The organism is Ensifer sp. Root31 (assembly GCF_001424825.1).
Classification (GTDB): domain Bacteria; phylum Pseudomonadota; class Alphaproteobacteria; order Rhizobiales; family Rhizobiaceae; genus Ensifer; species Ensifer canadensis.
The window spans coordinates 44,424-60,864 of the sequence record NZ_LMCO01000005.1; the positions used below are offsets into that span (position 1 = coordinate 44,424).

A 16,441-nucleotide genomic window follows, 5' to 3' on the forward strand; every position below is an offset into this window, starting at 1 on the left:
TCAACATTAATCAGTCATGTCAAAAGTACCGGTCATTCCGTTCGAGACCACATTGTTCGTGAAGGACACCTGCCTGTGCCTGCATGTCCAGCGCGCGGCCCGTGCGATCGCCCGCCAGTTCGACGATGCCTTGCGGCCGCTCGACATTACCAACGGCCAGTTTTCCCTGCTGATGTCGCTCAATCGTCCGGCGCCGCCGAACATGGGCGCGGTAGCGTCGCTGCTTGCCATGGATCGCACGACGCTGACGGCAGCGCTGAAGCCGCTGGAGCGGCGCAGGCTCGTCGAGATTTTCGCTGACGAAGAGGACCGACGGTCGCGTCGGCTGCGGTTGACGCCGGAGGGCGAGCGCCTGCTGGCACGGGCTGTCCCGATCTGGAAGGCGACCCACGCGATCGTGGGCGTGAGGCTCGGTGAGGGCGGGCCGGAGCGTCTGCGCTCCGATCTCCTGCAGTTTGCCTGATCGATCCTGCTTCTAGCCCGTCGCCTGGCGATCCCGCAGCAGGCCGATGGCTTCACCGATCAATGCGGTTGCTCGCTGCAACTGCTCCTCTCCGAGTTCCGCGCCAACGGCATTCGCCCAGACGGCCTGCCTGGCCTTGATTTCATCCAACACCTCCTCGCCGCGCGGCGTCGGTACCATCAGCTTTGCCCGCTGGTGTGCCGGATTGTCGCCATAGGCGATCAAGCCCTCTTCTTCGAGCAGGTCGGCGATGCGCTGTACGCCCTGTCGCGCAAGGCCAAGCGCGCGGGCGGCATCGGCAACTGACATCGGTGCGTGGCTTGCAGCCGCCAACACCTGCCAACGCGCACTGGTCTGGCCCGAGGGTTTGGCGAGCGTGTCGCCCGCCGCCGTCAACGGACCGGCCAGGCGAAGCACCGAGATGGCGAACTGGGCGAAGGCGTCGCCGGCAGGGGTGCGAACAGGGTCATTCATGTTGGAAGAGACTACCATTGCGCGATGGTGAATAATGACAGCATGTTGTCATGGAGGCGTCCTCGTCGCAAGCGTTTTGATAGTATGAAGGGAATCTTGCCTGCCCTGACGACCTCGACCCTTCGGCGCCGGCGGGGGCTCCCGTCGTCTATACGGACGGACGCAACGACAACTGGGCCAGTGCCCCTTCGGGGATCCGGCGTCTCTAAATTCGGTGCATCGTTTGAGTATCGTGCTCGGTCCGTCTGCTTTCTCTACTTTCAGCATTCCATCGTAGAGCGCAATTGACAATATGTTGTCATTGTGGGAGGGGTAAATGACAGTAAGTTGTCATGTTGGCGCCTTGAGAAGGCGCTGTTTTGGTCTGGGAGTATAGTCAATGAAAATGACCTATCGGGGAAGCTGCCATTGCGGAAAGATCCGCTATGAGGCCGACATCGATCTCGACGCCGGTACGGGCAAGTGCAACTGCTCGATCTGCTGGAAGAAGCGTTACTGGGGCGCGATCGTGAAGCCGGATGCGTTCCGGCTGCAGGCCGAAGAAGTCGATATCGCCGACTACCAGTTCGGCAGCGACAGCGTGCATCACCGCTTCTGCAAGACCTGCGGCATTGCTGCCTACGGGCATGGCTATATCGAGGAAATCGGCGGCGCCTACTATTCCGTCAATGTTGCAACGCTCGATGATCTCGATCCCGCCGTGCTTGCCGAAGCGCCGGTGAAGTACATGGACGGCCGCAACAACAACTGGTTCCACCCGCCGGCCGAGACACGCCACCTCTAGGCTGCTGCATCGGGCGTCATGCAATGCTCCTGCATCGATGGGCCCTGGTGGAACGGTCTTCAAACCTTGCGGAACTCAAGGTGATAGGTGACCTCTTCGCCGGTTGTTGGGTCGACGCCCGGCGCGCTGTGGATCACTAGCCGGTCGCCGTCCAGCATGAACGGCCGGATCAGGTCCGAAACGCCCCAGGCCGGGTTCCAGCTCGCCTCGGCATGATGGATGACCTTGCCGTCCTCGAGCGTATAGGAGCCGGCATAGGCAAGCATCGAATCGAACAGTGCGACCTTTTCCTCGTCGGTGGGGGTTGCGCCGTTCGGCACGGGTCGATTGCGCTTGACCACGACCGCGGTCATGCGGCCATCCGGCTGGTAGGAGAGATAGCCGATGGGGTCCGGACCCATGGCATCGCTGATTTCGCCCGATACCACCGCCTTGCGGGTCCAGGAGAGCATTTTCCAGGTGCCGAGCAGGTTCGCCGCGTTTGTCATCGTCCACCCCTACAAAAATTAGATCAATCTAAAATAGCAGGTGAATTGTGTGCGTAACAGGCCGGCTGAGCCTGGTAGCGGCGCGTGTGGTCGCAAGGTCGCGACGCGCATGAAAAAGGCCCCCGCGAGCGGGAGCCTTCCGTCTCGTTAACCGTCGTCGGCTCAGAGATCGCCGAGGTCGCGAACAGCACCGCGGTCTGCGGAGGTGGCAAAGGCGGCGTAGGCCTTGAGGGCCGTCGTCACCTTGCGCTTGCGCACCTCGGTCGGCTTCCAGCCCTTGGCGTCCTGTTCGGCGCGGCGGCTGGCGAGTTCCGCCTCGTCGACGCGCAGGCTGATCGTGCGGTTGGGGATGTCGATGTCGATCATGTCGCCTTCGCGCACCAGGCCGATCATGCCGCCGTTCGCCGCTTCCGGCGAGACGTGGCCGATCGAAAGGCCCGAGGTGCCGCCGGAGAAGCGGCCGTCGGTGATCAGCGCGCAGGCTTTGCCAAGGCCCTTCGACTTCAGATAGCTCGTCGGATAGAGCATTTCCTGCATGCCCGGGCCGCCCTTCGGACCTTCGTAGCGGATGACGACGACGTCGCCGGCCTTGATCTCGTTGGCGAGAATGGCCTTGACCGATGCGTCCTGGCTTTCGAACACCCGTGCCGGACCGGAGAACTTCAGGATGCTCTCATCGACGCCGGCGGTCTTCACGATGCAGCCGTCGAGCGCAATGTTGCCCTTGAGCACGGCAAGGCCGCCGTCCTTGGAGAAGGGATGTTCGACCGAGCGGATGACGCCCTTTTCGCGGTCGGTGTCGAGCTCATCCCAGCGGGCTTCCTGGCTGAAGGCGACCTGGGTCGGAATGCCACCGGGGGCCGCGCGGAAGAAGTTGCGCACGGTTTCGCTCGTCGTGCGCGTGATGTCCCAGCGGTCGATGGCGTGGCCGAGGGTCTCGCTGTGCACCGTCGGGCAATCGCGGTTGATCAGCCCGCCTTTTTCTAGTTCGCCGAGGATCGACATGATGCCGCCGGCACGGTGCACGTCTTCCATGTGCACGTCGCTCTTGGCCGGAGCCACCTTGGACAGGCAGGGAACCTTGCGCGACAGCCGGTCGATGTCGGCCATGGTGAAATCGACCTCGCCTTCATGGGCGGCGGCGAGAATGTGCAGAACGGTGTTGGTCGAGCCACCCATGGCGATATCGAGCGCCATGGCGTTTTCAAAGGCCTGCTTCGAGGCGACGTTGCGCGGCAGCACACTGTCGTCATCCTGCTCGTAATGGCGGCGGGCGATGTCGACGATCAGGTGGCCAGCCTCGACGAACAGGCGCTTGCGGTCGGCATGCGTTGCGAGCGTCGAGCCGTTGCCCGGCAACGACAGGCCGAGCGCTTCCGTCAGACAGTTCATCGAATTGGCGGTGAACATGCCGGAACAGGAACCGCAGGTCGGGCAGGCCGAGCGCTCGATGACCTTGACGTCCTCGTCGGAGATGTTGTCGTCGGCGGCAGCGACCATGGCGTCGACCAGGTCGAGCGCATGCGTCTTGCCGTGCAGGACGACCTTGCCGGCCTCCATCGGGCCGCCGGACACGAAGACGGCCGGGATGTTGAGGCGCAGTGCCGCCATCAGCATGCCGGGCGTGATCTTGTCGCAGTTGGAGATGCAGACCATGGCGTCGGCACAGTGGGCGTTGACCATGTATTCGACGCTGTCGGCGATGATCTCGCGCGACGGCAGCGAATAGAGCATGCCGTCATGGCCCATGGCGATGCCGTCATCGACGGCGATGGTGTTGAATTCCTTGGCGACGCCGCCGGCCGCTTCGATTTCGCGGGCGACGAGCTGGCCGAGGTCCTTGAGGTGGACGTGGCCCGGCACGAACTGCGTGAAGGAGTTGACCACCGCGATAATCGGCTTGCCGAAGTCGCCATCCTTCATGCCCGTCGCGCGCCAAAGGCCGCGGGCGCCGGCCATGTTGCGGCCGTGGGTGGTGGTGCGGGAGCGATAGGCAGGCATGGACGTTTTCCTTCAAGGACGAAATGTCATTGGCTGATGTGGCGATCACCGACCGCCAGTGCAGGGGCTACCTAGCGCAAAATTGCGTGCACGTCATCTTTTGCGTCAGATTATTTCGACGCGACACTGCCCGCATTTCGGCCGGATATCGACCCCTTGCGCCAATCTAGCGTCGTGTCCGCGGCTTGGACACCCGCCACGTGATCCCCTTATGAAAATCTTATGCCGGCCGATGCAAGTCGCAATCGAAACCGGACGCGGGGCAGGGGTAGCCTCCACTCATCGACAACGGGTGAGCATCATGACCCTTTACGATTTCAGCCTTCGCCATCGTTCCGATACGCCGGATCGCCAGCCCGGCATCAGCCCCTTTGAGGGAGCGGATCGCGCCGACGGCGGGCCGGATGCCTTGAAGCTCCTGCTCCTGCGCATCGCGGCGGTGCGCCGCCTACGTGAACATCACGTCTGGGAGGCCGTACGACTGGTCCAAGACATGCCTGATCTGGTTGCCGAAGACTGGCCGTCGCGCCGCTTCCGCGAGCTCATGGCCGCCGACGCGCTGGTCGATGCCGTGATCCAGCTGACGACTTCGACCAAAGCCAAGCTCTGCCTGCGCACGCTCAGCCACGAATGCAGCGTGTGGACCTGTACGCTTCGTTACGCTCCGGCGGGTGCCGGCCGCGTGACATTCAAGGCGCGCCACGCCGATCTGGCGACGGCCCTGCTGACGGCCTTCCTGCAATGCTGCCGCGTCCACCGGCTTTCCATCGAAGGCGACAGAATTCGCCGCGGCCATCTTCCAACCTGAAGGACATTTCCATGAGCGATCATTGGCTTCGCCTCGAAGGGGCGATCACGGCGTTGGTCACGCCATTCAAGGACGGCAAGGTCGATACCGTCGGCCTGATGTCGCTCGTCGAATGCCAGATCCGCCACGGCATTTCCGCCATCGTCGCCTGCGGAACGACGGGCGAATCCGCGACGCTTTCCCGCGCCGAGCGTAGGATGGTCATCGAACGGTGCGTCGAGGTCGCCGAGAAGAACGTCCCTGTCATCGCCGGCACGGGCACGAACTGCACCGAAACGACGGTCGAACTGACCACGGAGGCCAAGACGCTCGGCTCCGATGCCGCGCTCATCGTTGCACCCTATTACAACAAGCCCTCCCAGGAGGGGATCTATCGCCACTACGAGGCAGTGGTCCGGGCGGTCGATCTGCCTGTCATCGTTTACAATGTGCCCTCACGCAGCGGCGTCGATATTGCGCCGCGCACGCTCGAGAGATTGGCGCAGCTGCCTGGGGTCGTCGGCATCAAGGACGCGACGGGAGACGTCGGCCGCTTTCTCGCATCGTCGCCATCGATCAAGGCGCAGCTCTGCCACTTCTCGGGCAACGACCAGACGGCGCTGCCGTTCAACCTTTGTGGCGGGCATGGCACGATTTCGGTCGCCGCAAATGTCGTGCCGAGGCTGATGGTGTCGCTGCATCATGCGATCACAACGGGCAACGCCCAAGCGGCTGTCGCCATCCATCAGCGGCTCCAACCTCTGTTTATCGCGCTCGAGCGCGAAACCAACCCGGGGCCGATCAAATACGCCTTGCATCTGGCACGAGGCTTAAGCCCCGACGTGCGGCTGCCGCTGACGACGGTGTCGCCGGAGACGGCAGCCGAGATCCGTTCAGCGCTCGAACCGCTGGCCGAGGTTCGCAGCGCCTCCCATGCCAGCCCGAGCTTGCCACTGGCGCTTGCGAGCTGAGGCCGCGTCGACATCAAAGGAGACAGACCATGTCACGCTTTCCCCATCTTGCCGCGCAGGCGGAACAAAGACGCCGGTCGGAGGGCAGCGATAACTATGCCACCTCCAACAGTGTGGTTCGCGACGCCTTTCTCGGCATCGGCATCCGCCTCGGTATCGTGCTTGGGCTCGCCTATGCCATCCAGATGGTCATCCCCTGGTTTGTCGGCTGAGTAGCCGCACTCTTCATCAACGAGGACCATTCGATCATGGGCAGTATGCAGCAGGTACGGCGTGGCTTCCTGGCGCGCGCGCGTTTCGTCGTCGGGCGCGATAGTCATGGATGGTGGGTTGTCTCCGACCGCAAGGGACTGGTCGGAGGGCTCTTCACCAATGAGGCGGCGGCGATCCACTTCGCCATCGAAGCAAGTGATCGCCACCCCGAAGAGGTTTGCCGGGCGCCGGACGGCGCCGCCATCGATCTCGGTACCTTTGCAGGCAGGTCGAGCGTGCGCAGGCCGTCCCGCCGCCGCGCCCACCCCTGATTTCGAGGTCTTTGTTTCCGTCGGCCAAGGGCTCGCTTGGTCGACGGAGAGGAATGCAGAATGCCTCCCAAGGGCGCCATGGCGCGTCCTGTTCGTAGCCTGTCAGTCTTTGAAATCTTAATTAGCGATTGCTTGCAAAGCCTTGCCGGCGGGTTCATTGTTTTGTGCATATTTTGTCCAAACGGCTCTGGATAGCATGCGGAGCACGGAGCCTCTTCGAAGGTTCGCCATTGATGAATTGTCGTGAGTGCGGTTGCGAGATCGAGGGGCGTTTTTCGTTTTGCCCGAGCTGCGGAGCCAAACAGCAGAGCCTGTGTCCGGGCTGTGGCGCGGACTGTCTGCCAGGTTTCGCCTTCTGCCCGAATTGTGGGACGCCGGTGGAAAAGCCGACGGCGGCAAAGGTCCTGGCGTCCGGGCAGGCTGCCGTGATGCCCCAGCCTAGAGCGGTGCGGGACTCATCCCTGACGGTATCGAGCGACAACGAAAATGCCGACCGCCGTACGGCAACCATTCTTTTTGCCGATCTGTGCGGGTTTACCAGCCTTGGCGAACATATGGATCCGGAGATCCTGCAAACGTTTCAGAACGAACTTTTTGCAGAGCTCACCGCGGCGGTCGAAACCTATGGCGGCTTCGTCGACAAATTCATCGGCGATGCGCTGCTCGCGCTGTTTGGCGCCCCGGTGGCGCATGAGGATGATGCCGAGCGGGCCCTGCGTGCAGCGATCGACATGATCGCGCGCGGCAGCCTTGTCGGTGAGCGCTGGCAGGATCGCATCGGTGCGCCGGTCAGCCTGCATATCGGCTTGAATACCGGAACCGTGGTTGCCGGCGCCCTGGGCGCTGGAGACAGCAGATCCTATTCGGTCACTGGCGATGCCGTGAACACCGCGCAGCGCCTGCAGTCCATGGCAGGACCCGGCGAAATTCTCGTTGGACCGGTGACACACCGCGTGACCCGGCATGCCTTCGCCTACGAGGCGCTGGGTGCAACCGCATTGCGCGGCAAGGCCGGCATCATCGAGGTTTACCGTCTGATCAAGGTTCTTGACGCTCCTAGTGCCGCACGAGGTCTGGAGGCGTTGGGTCTGACTTCACCATTGGTCGGGCGCGATGCGGAAATGAAGCGACTGCTCGATTGCCTGGAACTCGCCTGTAACGGGGCGGCGCAACTGGTGCGTCTGTCCGGGGAGGCGGGGATGGGAAAATCGCGCCTCGTCGATACATTTCTTGCGCTGGTCGCCGTCGATCCGCGCTTCGGGCACGTTGTCGTTCGTCGCGCTAGCTCTTCTCCGCTCGGAGAACCTTCCTACGGTGTTCTGGCATCTGTTTTGCGCGGCGCCTATGGCATCTCGACCTTCGATACATTGGAGCGGACGACAGAGTTGCTCACAGCGGGGCTTGCCGAGATCGGCTTTGCGCCCGAAAAGCTTGAACAGCTCGTGCCGCTTTTCCTTCGCATCCTGGGGATGGGAACGCACGACGAAACCTTGCGCCATGTCGAGCCGGAACAGATGCGTCGCCAGCTCTTTGCGGCCGTGCGAGCCATCTTCGAGCGGCGCCTGTCGCGAACGCCGCTGCTGCTGGTGATCGAGGATCTGCATTGGGCCGATGCCGCGTCCCTCGATGCCATCGCCTTTATCCTCGACCGGATGGAGGGCAGTCCATTGATGATGCTGACGACGCAGCGCCCGGACGCGGCGGTCGATCGGCTGAAGCCTGGCCGAACGAGCCTCACGGCGTTGCGGCTCGCGCCGCTCACCGAGACCGAAGGGCGCAGGCTGCTTTCGGCCTTCTTCGGTACCGATGGCCTGCATCGGGGGCTGGCGGGCCGAATACTGGCGCGCGCCAGCGGAAATCCGCTGTTCATCGAGGAAATCGTACGTGGCCTGATCGAAGTCGATGCGCTGAAGCATTTCGGGGCCGCCTGGCGCGTGGTCGAGCGCGAGGCCACCGTCGATATTCCCGTAACCATCGAAGCCATGCTTTTGGGCAGGATCGACCGACTGCAACCGCGGTCGCGCAGACTGCTTCACCATGCGGCAGTCATCGGCCCGCGGTTTGATGTCGACTTGCTGCGTGTCGTTGCCGGCGATGAAGCCACGATCGATGCGGCGCTGGACAATCTGTGTGATGCCGAAATTATCGAGGAGACGCGGGAGGGACGCTTACAGGGCGCGCAGACCTACCGCTTCACCCAGACGCTGCTGCAGGAGGTGGTCTACAACAACCTGCTCCTGCGTCGGCGTGCGGAGATACATGCCGTTGTCGCCGACCAGCTTGAGCGCCGCTATGGAGCACAGACGACAAGGCTGGAGGAGATGGCGTTGCTTGGCCACCATTTCAGCCAGTCGGAGGATAGGTCGAAGGGCGCGCGCTATCTCATGGCGGCAGGAGAACGCGCGCAGGCGATCTATGCGAATGATGATGCCATACGGTTCTACAAGCAGGCCATGGCCGCCTGGGCGGCCGCTGGCGAGGAGGGGACCGAATGGCTTGCTGCCCGCGAGCGCGTTGCCGATCTGCTCGGCCCTTCCGGGCGGCGCGACGCGGCTGCTGGGCACTACGCTTCCCTGCTCGACGTCTATCATGCCACTGACGACCGGGTCTCAGCGGCCCGCATCCAGCGCAAGTACGGACATCTCCTGTGGGAGGCGGCCCGGCGCGACGAGGCGCTGGTGGCATTCGCGAACGCGGCCCAGCTTCTGGAAGACGCGGATGCGCCGATCGAAAGCGCCCATCTCTCCCAGGAACGGGGCCACCTTGCCTTTCGCATGGGCAACTATGCCGACGCTATCGTCTGGGCCGACGATGCCCTGAAGCGTGTCGGGGCGCTGGTGCCGCAAGCACCGGACGCTCGGCGCGAAATGGATCGGGTGACGGCGGAAGCCCTCAATACCAAAGGGGTGGCGCTGGCGCGCCTCAACCGCGGCACTGAGGCGATCGCAACGATCGAGCGCAGCGTCTCGGTCGCGGAGGCTGCCGACCTGCTCAATGCGGCCTGCCGGGGGTACACCAATCTTGCCGTCCTCTACACGATCATCGAGCCACGGCGGGCCATCGAGGTCTGCAAGTTCGGCTTCGGCATGGCCCACCGTATCGGCGACCTCAGCTTCCAGGCGCGGCTGCTTTCCAATCTGGCGGTGGCCTACTGCACCTTCACCGACCGCTGTGCTGCCGACGGCATTCCGGCTGCCGAACGGGCGATCGCGATCGACCGCGAGCTCGATCAGCGCGATCATCTGCCGGTGTCGTTGCTGGTGCTGGGACAGATCGATCAGTGCCACGGTCGCCCGGATGTCGCGCGCCGTCTGTATGAGGAGGCTCTCGAACTCGCTTTCGAAACGCGAGAGGCACAGCTGTTGTTTCCGTGCTATGATGGCTTGGCGACGCTCTGCCTTGATGCTGGTGACCTCGATGGTGCGGAAAGGCACTTCGCTTCGGCTCGCGACATATGCACACGGCACGGTCTTGATCCCGAAGCGTTGATGATACTGCCATTCCTCGACTAGGGGCGCTGCAGGGCAGGTCCGTCGAAGGTAAACACGACGATTCGGGTTCTACTGCATGTTTCCTTAGATCCTATTCGATTTAAGGATAAAAACATGCAGCCATTCAAAGTGCTACAGCGACCTTTGCGCGTCTAACAAGACGCGCGGCGCTGTAGGATTGGCCGCGAAAGGGCGCCCGAAATGTAGGCTTGTGTCGCCAAACCGGCTCTGCGTTCGACGCGATGGTCGCGTTTAGCGCACCGCGCGAGACGCGCTCCCCACATCTCCGTGACCCACGATCGGCATAAGGAGAAAAGATTATGGTTGAACAGCACAATGGACCGTTGCAACCCGGTGACCGGGCACCGAACGTGGTTCTCGACGCCATCACCCAGGACGGTCAGATTTCCATCGACGATTTTCGCGGTCGCAAGCCGGTGCTGGTCGGCCTGTTCCGCGGTCTGCACTGCCCCTTCTGCCGACGCCAGATCGCGGCGATGGCGCAGCTCGACGAGGCACTGCGCGAAAAAGGTGTCGAGAGCCTGACGGTCGTCAACACGCCGATCGACCGGGCGCGCCTTTATTTCCGCTACCATCCGCTGCCACATCTGCTGGCGGCGTCCGATCCGGAACGGGTTTCTCACCGCGCGTTCGGCTTACCCAATCTTCAGTTCACCGAGGATGAGGACGATTGGCCTCACAAACTTGCCAAGAAAACCGTCATGGCAATGCTGGTTGACATGCCGGGCGAGCTGCCGGCCGCTATGGATCCTTGGGCGGCCTCGTCGTTTCTCGACAAGGCGGACGGCTATGAAATCACACATGACGACGAACGCATGATCGCGACGGGCGAAGGGCAACTCGTCGGCGAGTTCCTGCTCGATCGGGATGGCATCGTGCGATGGAGCTTTACCGAGGCCACGGCTGACGGACACAACATGTTCGGCGTGCCTCGCCGAGAGGAGCTGATGTCGGCCGCGTCGAACGTCGCCCATTGACCGCCGCCCGTGGACGATAGACGGCGGCACGTTTGGCCGGCGCCGGTGTTCGTCCCGCGAAGACGATGCTGCCCCGAAATGAAAATGTCGTTCGGGGCAGCCGGTGGCGCGACGCCCGACGTCAGGCGAGCGAGGCGACCGCTTCTTCGATCAGCGCGACGACCTCCGGGGCACGCGAGGCCAGCGACGCGTGGCTCGCGTCAAGCGTGATCGTCTTCTTCGCCTTGATGCGCTCCGCCATCCACTGTTCGGTTTCCGGCGGAATCATGTTGTCGCGGCTCGACACCTGATACCAACTGGGCTTCACCTTCCAGGCCGGCGGGCCGGACTTGTCTTCAAAGCAGCGTCCTGCAATCGGCTTCTGCGCGACGGCCATGACCAGCGCTTCGGTCTCGCCGAGATCCTGGCCGAAGCTCTGGCGGAACGTCGCCTGGTCGAGCCAGAGGAAACCATCCTTATCAGGCCGGATACTGCCGGCACCGGAAGGGGCGTCGCGGCGGGCGAAGATGCTGCCGAGACTGTCACCTTCGTCGGGCGCGAAAGCGGCGATATAGACCAAGCCGGCAACGTTCGGCGCGTGGCCGGCGCCGGTGATCACGGCACCGCCATAGGAATGGCCGACCAGCAATGTCGGCCCGTCCTGTGCGGCCACAAGTTTCGATGTCCGGTCGATGTCGTCGGCAAGTGACGTCAGCGGGTTCTGGACCGCTGCGACATTGTAGCCCTTGGCGTGCAGCGGCGGTATCACGTGGCGCCAATGCGAGGCGTCACCCCAGGCGCCATGGACCAGGACGATGTTCTTGATGGCTGGCATTGTCCGTTCCTTTCCTTCCCACTTCAGCGCCGCGCGTCTTATTAGACGCGCAAAGGTCGCTGTAACACTTTGAATTGCTGTATGTTTTATCCTTAGATCGAATACAGTCTAACGAAACATGCGGTAGGGCTCTCGAATCCTCGGCACTTTGCCGTCGACATGGCGCGTGCCTCCTGCCGGGCGGATGCGTTCAGGTCGCGAGAGCAAAGTAGGGCGGCGAGGCTGGCCGATCCATGAGCTACCCCGAATATTCCGCGCAGTGGCGGCCGCTGCGGTCGATGCCGTCACTCGGTGGCTTGCACGGCAATGCCGTCACGGTGGGCCGGTTGATCAGATCACAGGTAGGCAGACGATCGGCTTCATCGAAGCACGATCGCCGTTCCTCTCATCTATCGATCAAGTTCTCGATCGTGCCTTACTGTTTCTTGTAGGCGCCGTCGAACGAGGCAGAGTTGCCGCAGAAAACGCGGCAATCCTTGGGAGTGACATCGATCTGGGAACCTGTGATCTTCAAGTCGACCGTGCACTGACCGTCGGCGCCGATTTCCTCAGGCGTGAAAACGTGCTGCACCGCCTCCCCTTCAAGCGGGGCACGGAAGGTTACCGAGCAGGAGTCGTAGGAGGGAGCGCCGACATCGGTCGAGATGTTGACCAAGAGGTTGCCATCGGGAAACAACACGCTGTCGAGCACGCCGCGCGCGTTCCCGTACGTGCCTGTGAGATGTTTTTGGTCATAGGCGGAGCTGAGTTCGGCATAGCGGCCACGATAGCTGTCGATCAGGCAATTCATCACCTTCTCGTCCGAACCCTTGCAATGGTCTCGCTTTGCAAGCCAGGCGCGCTGGCTCGATTCCAGTGTGGCGGCATCCGCGCCTGGCGCAGCGCGGACGGCCTTGTACAGGTCGGCCATGGTCTGATCGATCCACCCCATTCCGGAATCTCCGCCGGAGCAAAGAACTTTTTCGACCTGGCTCTTGGCCTTTGAACAATCAAAGCTCGGCTCCTCCTGCGCCTGGACCAGAGATGGTGCAGTCGACATTGAGAAAAGACCAAGACCGAAAACGAAAAATCTGTTCATTGTACCGTCTCCTCGTGTGGCGTTGGACAACCCGTGAGAACTGTGCGTGCCGTTGGTTTCACAAATTCGATGGCAAGGGTCAGGGCCTGTTAAATTCATCCACTCTGTTCAGGACCATGGGATCGGATGGAAGGAAACAGGCGCAAGGCAAGACCCGAAGGTCTTGTCGAGCACTGTTTTCGATCAGACTGCCCATAGTCCTGATCACGAAGGGCGAGGCCGATTTTGCGCGTGGCTGCGTCGGAAGGATTTGAAAATGTTGGTGTATATCCTGCCGCTGTAGTGTGTGTGCAACAACGTAACGCTGCTTGAAATTAAGTTGTATCCTATTGAATACTGCAATCTTTGCGATTTTGCGTCAAGGTAAACGAGTAGCGATTCATGCCGCTTTCCATTTAGCGCAATCCGCAGTGTGCCGATGATCCGGCACGGATCGTCCCATGCTGTTCTGATCCTCTCCAATATCGCGCTTAGGCGTCATCGGCCGCAGGTTCGATGAACCTTGGAAGCAAAACGTAAAAAGGGCTTCCGGTTTCCCGAAAGCCCTTTTTATCAGAAACTTGGATGGTGGGCGTGACAGGGATTGAACCTGTGACCCCTACGATGTCAACGTAGTGCTCTCCCGCTGAGCTACACGCCCATCCGATGAGGCGCATAGACCATAGAACCCGCTCTCGCGTCAATAGGGTTTTCGAAGGTTTTTTGACTGAAATTTTGCTGGCGGTTTTCCGTCATCGTCTGCCGCCTGTGGCGGCTTGCCGGAAGTCCGGATTTCCGGGCTTTGCGCGTAAGTCACTGAAATAAAAAGACCGCCGGAGATCCCTGTGGATCGCGGCGGTCGATCTGAAGTCTGCGCCGATCCGGTCCAAGTGTCACGGACGGCGGCGGCAGCTGTGGAAAAAATGTCTGGCCTCAGGCGGCCAGCATCTTGTTGACCTCGTCGACCAGGTCGCGAAGGTGGAAGGGCTTCGACAGGACCTTGGCGTCCTTCGGAGCTTTCGAATCCGGGTTCAGCGCGACCGCGGCAAAGCCGGTGATAAACATCACCTTGAGATCCGGATCGAGTTCGGTCGCCCGACGGGCAAGCTCGATGCCGTCCATCTCGGGCATGACGATATCGGTCAGGAGAAGCGAGAAGGGCTCTTCGCGAAGGCGGTCGTAGGCGCTGGCGCCGTTGTCATAGGACATGACCTTGTAGCCAGCCTTTTCGAGCGCCTTCACAAGGAAGCGGCGCATATCGTTGTCGTCTTCGGCAAGAAGGATTTTCACAGTCATGAACTCGGCCGTTGCTTCTCTTTATTCATTGCGTATGGATTGCGGCGTTCTATCCAAACCGCAACGGGGTAAATATCTCGTGAACGCGACGCGTCAACTCCCCAGAAACCGGAGTGGGCGCACTATGGACACAGAGCCGACCAACTGGCAACATGATGGCAACAGCAAGAACCGCACATGGTAAAAAGGGTTCCGATGGGGGAGATGACGGAGAGGGAGCTGTTTGAGGTTCTGGAACCTGCAAGTCAGCGGATTCCCTTCGTATTCAACTCGCCGCATAGCGGCCGCTCTTATCCACAGGCCTTTCTCGATCAGTCCCGCCTCGATGCGCTGGCGATCCGTCGTTCCGAAGATCACTATGTCGACGAGCTGTTCCAGAACGCGACGTTCCTCGGCGCGCCGATGCTGCTGGCGCATTTCCCGCGGGCCTTCCTCGACGTCAACCGCGAGCCTTACGAACTCGACCCGCGCATGTTCGACGGGCCGGTGCCGCCGCATGCCAATATCAGTTCGATGCGGGTGGCAGGCGGCCTTGGAACCGTGCCGCGGCTTGTCGCCGAGAACATGGAAATCTATCGCGGCCGCTTCCCCGTCGAAGACGCGCTGGCGCGCATCGAGACGATCTACAAGCCCTACCACGCCACCTTGCGCAAGCTCATCGCCCGCACGCATGTCCAGTTCGGCCTGTCGGTCTTGATCGATTGCCACTCGATGCCCGGCAATGTGCATCTGCCGGGCAGCGCCCAGCGGCCGGACTTCATCATCGGCGATCGTTACGGCACCAGTGCCGCGGCGGAACTGTCGAGGATGGCCGTCGATCTGTTGGCTGAGCTCGGCTATACCGTCGCGCGCAACAAGCCCTATGCCGGCGGTTTCATCACCGAACATTACGGCCGACCGAGCCGCGGCCTGCATGCGCTGCAGATCGAGATCAATCGCGGGCTCTATGTCGATGAGACGACGCTGGTCCGCAAGCCCGGTTTCGGCGCGCTGGTCGCCGATCTCACCAGCTTCATCGCGTCGCTCGCGCGTCATGTCGAGGATTATGGCGCCTATCTGCCGCTTGCTGCGGAGTAGCGTCGGTTCCCTATGGCATGTTCCTTAAATCCTATTCGATTTAAGGATAAAAACATGCAGCAATTCAAAGCGCTACAGCGACCTTTGCGCGTCCAATAAGCCGCGCGGCGCTGTAGTAGACCTCAAAAAGAACCGCGCCGGTGGCGCGGTTAAGTCTAGGGAGGAAACACCCAAGGAGGGTATTTACAGTCACAAGTGACTGCACAAAAACCCTAATATTGCACTGCACAATTGTCAAGTTGAGAGAGTGAAAACTTTTGCAGTGCGGCAAAGGAATTTCACCGGATCGACGGCGCTGAAACGATCGGAACGGCCCACCGTCTTGGATCGCTGACAGCCGGTCGCTTGGCCGTTTGCCTTTCTGCAGATTTCGTCTATGCAGATTGGACCTTCCTGCTTCTTTCCCTAAAGAGAGTGACATGCTGCCCGACCGCTCCTTTTTCGATCGTCTCGCCGATGCCGCCAAGGCGGAAACCTTGCCGCGCTTTCGCATCGGCACGAGCGTCGTCAACAAGCTCGAGGGCGGTTTCGATCCGGTGACCGAGGCCGATCAGTCGGCTGAGGCCGCGATCCGCGCTCTGATCGAGGAGAATTTCCCCGGTCACGGTATCCTCGGCGAGGAGCATGGCAATGTCGGGCTCGATCGCGAATATGTCTGGGTGATCGATCCGATCGATGGCACGCGCGCCTTCATCTCCGGCCTGCCGGTCTGGGGCACGCTGATCGGTCTTTATCGCAACGGCGATGCGGTGATGGGCCTGATGGATCAGCCATTTACCGGCGAACGCTTCTTTGCCGACGGCAAGCAGGCGCTCTACCGTGGACCCGACGGCGACAAGGTGCTGTCGACCCGCACTTGCGACGCGCTTTCAGATGCCGTGCTGTTTACGACCTCGCCGCATCTCTACACCGGCGACAACAAGACCCGCTTCGAGGCGCTGCAGGACAAGGTGCGGCTGTTCCGCTACGGTTGTGATTGCTATGCCTTCGCGCTGCTTGCGGCCGGTCATGTCGACCTGGTCATCGAGTGCGGGCTCAAGCCCTATGACGTCGGCGGCCTTATCCCGTTGATCGAGCAGGCTGGCGGCATCGTCACCAACTGGCAGGGCGGCCCGGCGGAAATGGGTGGCGAAGTCATCGCTGCCGGCAGCGCCGAACTGCATGCGCAGGCGCTGGAAATTCTCAAAGGCTGAATTTTCTCAAAAGACTGAATTGT

At 61.7% G+C, this 16,441-nt stretch carries 16 protein-coding genes and 1 tRNA gene; 10 read left to right on the forward strand and 7 right to left on the reverse strand.

Going from position 1 to position 16,441, the window contains the following annotated elements; genetic code table 11:
• Nucleotides 1–16 precede the first annotated feature (16 nt).
• Nucleotides 17–463, forward strand: coding sequence for a MarR family transcriptional regulator (locus ASD00_RS06375; protein ID WP_025424836.1), 447 nt, complete (start codon nucleotides 17–19; stop codon nucleotides 461–463).
• A gap of 12 nt (nucleotides 464–475) precedes the next feature.
• On the opposite strand, the gene ASD00_RS06380 is transcribed toward ASD00_RS06375, so the two are convergent.
• On the reverse strand, nucleotides 476–937 hold the full coding sequence (locus tag ASD00_RS06380; protein WP_025424835.1) for a MarR family winged helix-turn-helix transcriptional regulator: 462 nt from the start codon (nucleotides 935–937) through the stop codon (nucleotides 476–478).
• A gap of 379 nt (nucleotides 938–1,316) precedes the next feature.
• Between ASD00_RS06380 and ASD00_RS06385 the strand changes: the two genes are divergently transcribed.
• Nucleotides 1,317–1,721, forward strand: coding sequence for a GFA family protein (locus ASD00_RS06385; RefSeq protein ID WP_025424834.1), 405 nt, complete (start codon nucleotides 1,317–1,319; stop codon nucleotides 1,719–1,721).
• A 59-nt stretch (nucleotides 1,722–1,780) separates the two neighbouring features.
• Here ASD00_RS06385 and ASD00_RS06390 read toward each other — a convergent pair whose 3' ends face one another.
• Together ASD00_RS06390 and ilvD are read right to left on the reverse strand one after the other, a co-directional pair.
• Nucleotides 1,781–2,209: a lipocalin-like domain-containing protein gene (locus ASD00_RS06390; RefSeq protein WP_057205630.1), complete on the reverse strand. Its 429-nt coding sequence runs from the start codon at nucleotides 2,207–2,209 to the stop codon at nucleotides 1,781–1,783.
• 162 nt (nucleotides 2,210–2,371) lie between these two features.
• Nucleotides 2,372–4,210, reverse strand: coding sequence for a dihydroxy-acid dehydratase (gene ilvD, locus ASD00_RS06395; RefSeq protein ID WP_025424832.1), 1,839 nt, complete (start codon nucleotides 4,208–4,210; stop codon nucleotides 2,372–2,374).
• A gap of 301 nt (nucleotides 4,211–4,511) precedes the next feature.
• Here ilvD and ASD00_RS06400 point away from each other — a divergent pair, with 301 nt between their 5' ends.
• The 6 genes from ASD00_RS06400 to ASD00_RS06425 all read left to right on the forward strand — a co-directional run bounded on the left by ASD00_RS06400 (nucleotide 4,512) and on the right by ASD00_RS06425 (nucleotide 10,981).
• Nucleotides 4,512–5,018 (forward strand): hypothetical protein, encoded by a 507-nt coding sequence (locus ASD00_RS06400; RefSeq protein ID WP_057205634.1) that lies wholly within the window; start codon nucleotides 4,512–4,514, stop codon nucleotides 5,016–5,018.
• 11 nt (nucleotides 5,019–5,029) lie between these two features.
• The gene (dapA, locus tag ASD00_RS06405; protein ID WP_025424830.1) at nucleotides 5,030–5,968 is read left to right on the forward strand and encodes a 4-hydroxy-tetrahydrodipicolinate synthase; all 939 of its coding nucleotides are present in this window, start codon (nucleotides 5,030–5,032) and stop codon (nucleotides 5,966–5,968) included.
• A 29-nt stretch (nucleotides 5,969–5,997) separates the two neighbouring features.
• Complete coding sequence (locus ASD00_RS06410; RefSeq protein ID WP_025424829.1) at nucleotides 5,998–6,180, forward strand: hypothetical protein; 183 nt, start codon at nucleotides 5,998–6,000, stop codon at nucleotides 6,178–6,180.
• 36 nt (nucleotides 6,181–6,216) lie between these two features.
• A complete protein-coding gene (locus ASD00_RS06415) occupies nucleotides 6,217–6,492 on the forward strand; it encodes a hypothetical protein (RefSeq protein ID WP_025424828.1) in 276 nt (91 codons plus the stop codon).
• A gap of 233 nt (nucleotides 6,493–6,725) precedes the next feature.
• Complete coding sequence (locus ASD00_RS06420) at nucleotides 6,726–10,004, forward strand: adenylate/guanylate cyclase domain-containing protein (protein WP_025424827.1); 3,279 nt, start codon at nucleotides 6,726–6,728, stop codon at nucleotides 10,002–10,004.
• 299 nt (nucleotides 10,005–10,303) lie between these two features.
• Nucleotides 10,304–10,981: a peroxiredoxin-like family protein gene (locus ASD00_RS06425; RefSeq protein ID WP_025424826.1), complete on the forward strand. Its 678-nt coding sequence runs from the start codon at nucleotides 10,304–10,306 to the stop codon at nucleotides 10,979–10,981.
• 121 nt (nucleotides 10,982–11,102) lie between these two features.
• Here the strand turns inward: ASD00_RS06425 and ASD00_RS06430 are convergent, their stop codons facing one another.
• The 4 genes from ASD00_RS06430 to cpdR1 all read right to left on the reverse strand — a co-directional run bounded on the left by ASD00_RS06430 (nucleotide 11,103) and on the right by cpdR1 (nucleotide 14,148).
• Nucleotides 11,103–11,795, reverse strand: coding sequence for an alpha/beta hydrolase (locus tag ASD00_RS06430; RefSeq protein ID WP_057205636.1), 693 nt, complete (start codon nucleotides 11,793–11,795; stop codon nucleotides 11,103–11,105).
• Nucleotides 11,796–12,210: 415 nt separating this feature from the next.
• Nucleotides 12,211–12,873, reverse strand: a complete 663-nt coding sequence (locus ASD00_RS06435; RefSeq protein ID WP_057205638.1) for a lysozyme inhibitor LprI family protein — start codon at nucleotides 12,871–12,873, stop codon at nucleotides 12,211–12,213.
• Between the two features lie 565 nt (nucleotides 12,874–13,438).
• Nucleotides 13,439–13,513: transfer RNA gene (locus tag ASD00_RS06440), tRNA-Val, on the reverse strand.
• Between the two features lie 272 nt (nucleotides 13,514–13,785).
• Nucleotides 13,786–14,148 (reverse strand): response regulator CpdR1, encoded by a 363-nt coding sequence (gene cpdR1, locus ASD00_RS06445; RefSeq protein ID WP_025424823.1) that lies wholly within the window; start codon nucleotides 14,146–14,148, stop codon nucleotides 13,786–13,788.
• Between the two features lie 195 nt (nucleotides 14,149–14,343).
• On the opposite strand from cpdR1, the gene ASD00_RS06450 reads away from it, so the two are divergent.
• Both ASD00_RS06450 and hisN read left to right on the forward strand, forming a co-directional pair.
• The gene (locus tag ASD00_RS06450) at nucleotides 14,344–15,225 is read left to right on the forward strand and encodes an N-formylglutamate amidohydrolase (RefSeq protein ID WP_025424822.1); all 882 of its coding nucleotides are present in this window, start codon (nucleotides 14,344–14,346) and stop codon (nucleotides 15,223–15,225) included.
• Nucleotides 15,226–15,644: 419 nt separating this feature from the next.
• A complete protein-coding gene (hisN, locus tag ASD00_RS06455; RefSeq protein ID WP_057205640.1) occupies nucleotides 15,645–16,418 on the forward strand; it encodes a histidinol-phosphatase in 774 nt (257 codons plus the stop codon).
• The last annotated feature ends 23 nt before the right edge of the window (nucleotides 16,419–16,441 follow it).

Bases quoted from the DNA above. Each gene is read 5' to 3' on its own strand.
- ASD00_RS06375 (WP_025424836.1), top strand. From the start codon at position 17: ATGTCAAAAGTACCGGTCATTCCGTTCGAGACCACATTGTTCGTGAAG.
- ASD00_RS06380 (WP_025424835.1), bottom strand. From the start codon at position 937: ATGAATGACCCTGTTCGCACCCCTGCCGGCGACGCCTTCGCCCAGTTC.
- ASD00_RS06385 (WP_025424834.1), top strand. From the start codon at position 1,317: ATGAAAATGACCTATCGGGGAAGCTGCCATTGCGGAAAGATCCGCTAT.
- ASD00_RS06390 (WP_057205630.1), bottom strand. From the start codon at position 2,209: ATGACAAACGCGGCGAACCTGCTCGGCACCTGGAAAATGCTCTCCTGG.
- ilvD (WP_025424832.1), bottom strand. From the start codon at position 4,210: ATGCCTGCCTATCGCTCCCGCACCACCACCCACGGCCGCAACATGGCC.
- ASD00_RS06400 (WP_057205634.1), top strand. From the start codon at position 4,512: ATGACCCTTTACGATTTCAGCCTTCGCCATCGTTCCGATACGCCGGAT.
- dapA (WP_025424830.1), top strand. From the start codon at position 5,030: ATGAGCGATCATTGGCTTCGCCTCGAAGGGGCGATCACGGCGTTGGTC.
- ASD00_RS06410 (WP_025424829.1), top strand. From the start codon at position 5,998: ATGTCACGCTTTCCCCATCTTGCCGCGCAGGCGGAACAAAGACGCCGG.
- ASD00_RS06415 (WP_025424828.1), top strand. From the start codon at position 6,217: ATGGGCAGTATGCAGCAGGTACGGCGTGGCTTCCTGGCGCGCGCGCGT.
- ASD00_RS06420 (WP_025424827.1), top strand. From the start codon at position 6,726: ATGAATTGTCGTGAGTGCGGTTGCGAGATCGAGGGGCGTTTTTCGTTT.
- ASD00_RS06425 (WP_025424826.1), top strand. From the start codon at position 10,304: ATGGTTGAACAGCACAATGGACCGTTGCAACCCGGTGACCGGGCACCG.
- ASD00_RS06430 (WP_057205636.1), bottom strand. From the start codon at position 11,795: ATGCCAGCCATCAAGAACATCGTCCTGGTCCATGGCGCCTGGGGTGAC.
- ASD00_RS06435 (WP_057205638.1), bottom strand. From the start codon at position 12,873: ATGAACAGATTTTTCGTTTTCGGTCTTGGTCTTTTCTCAATGTCGACT.
- cpdR1 (WP_025424823.1), bottom strand. From the start codon at position 14,148: ATGACTGTGAAAATCCTTCTTGCCGAAGACGACAACGATATGCGCCGC.
- ASD00_RS06450 (WP_025424822.1), top strand. From the start codon at position 14,344: ATGGGGGAGATGACGGAGAGGGAGCTGTTTGAGGTTCTGGAACCTGCA.
- hisN (WP_057205640.1), top strand. From the start codon at position 15,645: ATGCTGCCCGACCGCTCCTTTTTCGATCGTCTCGCCGATGCCGCCAAG.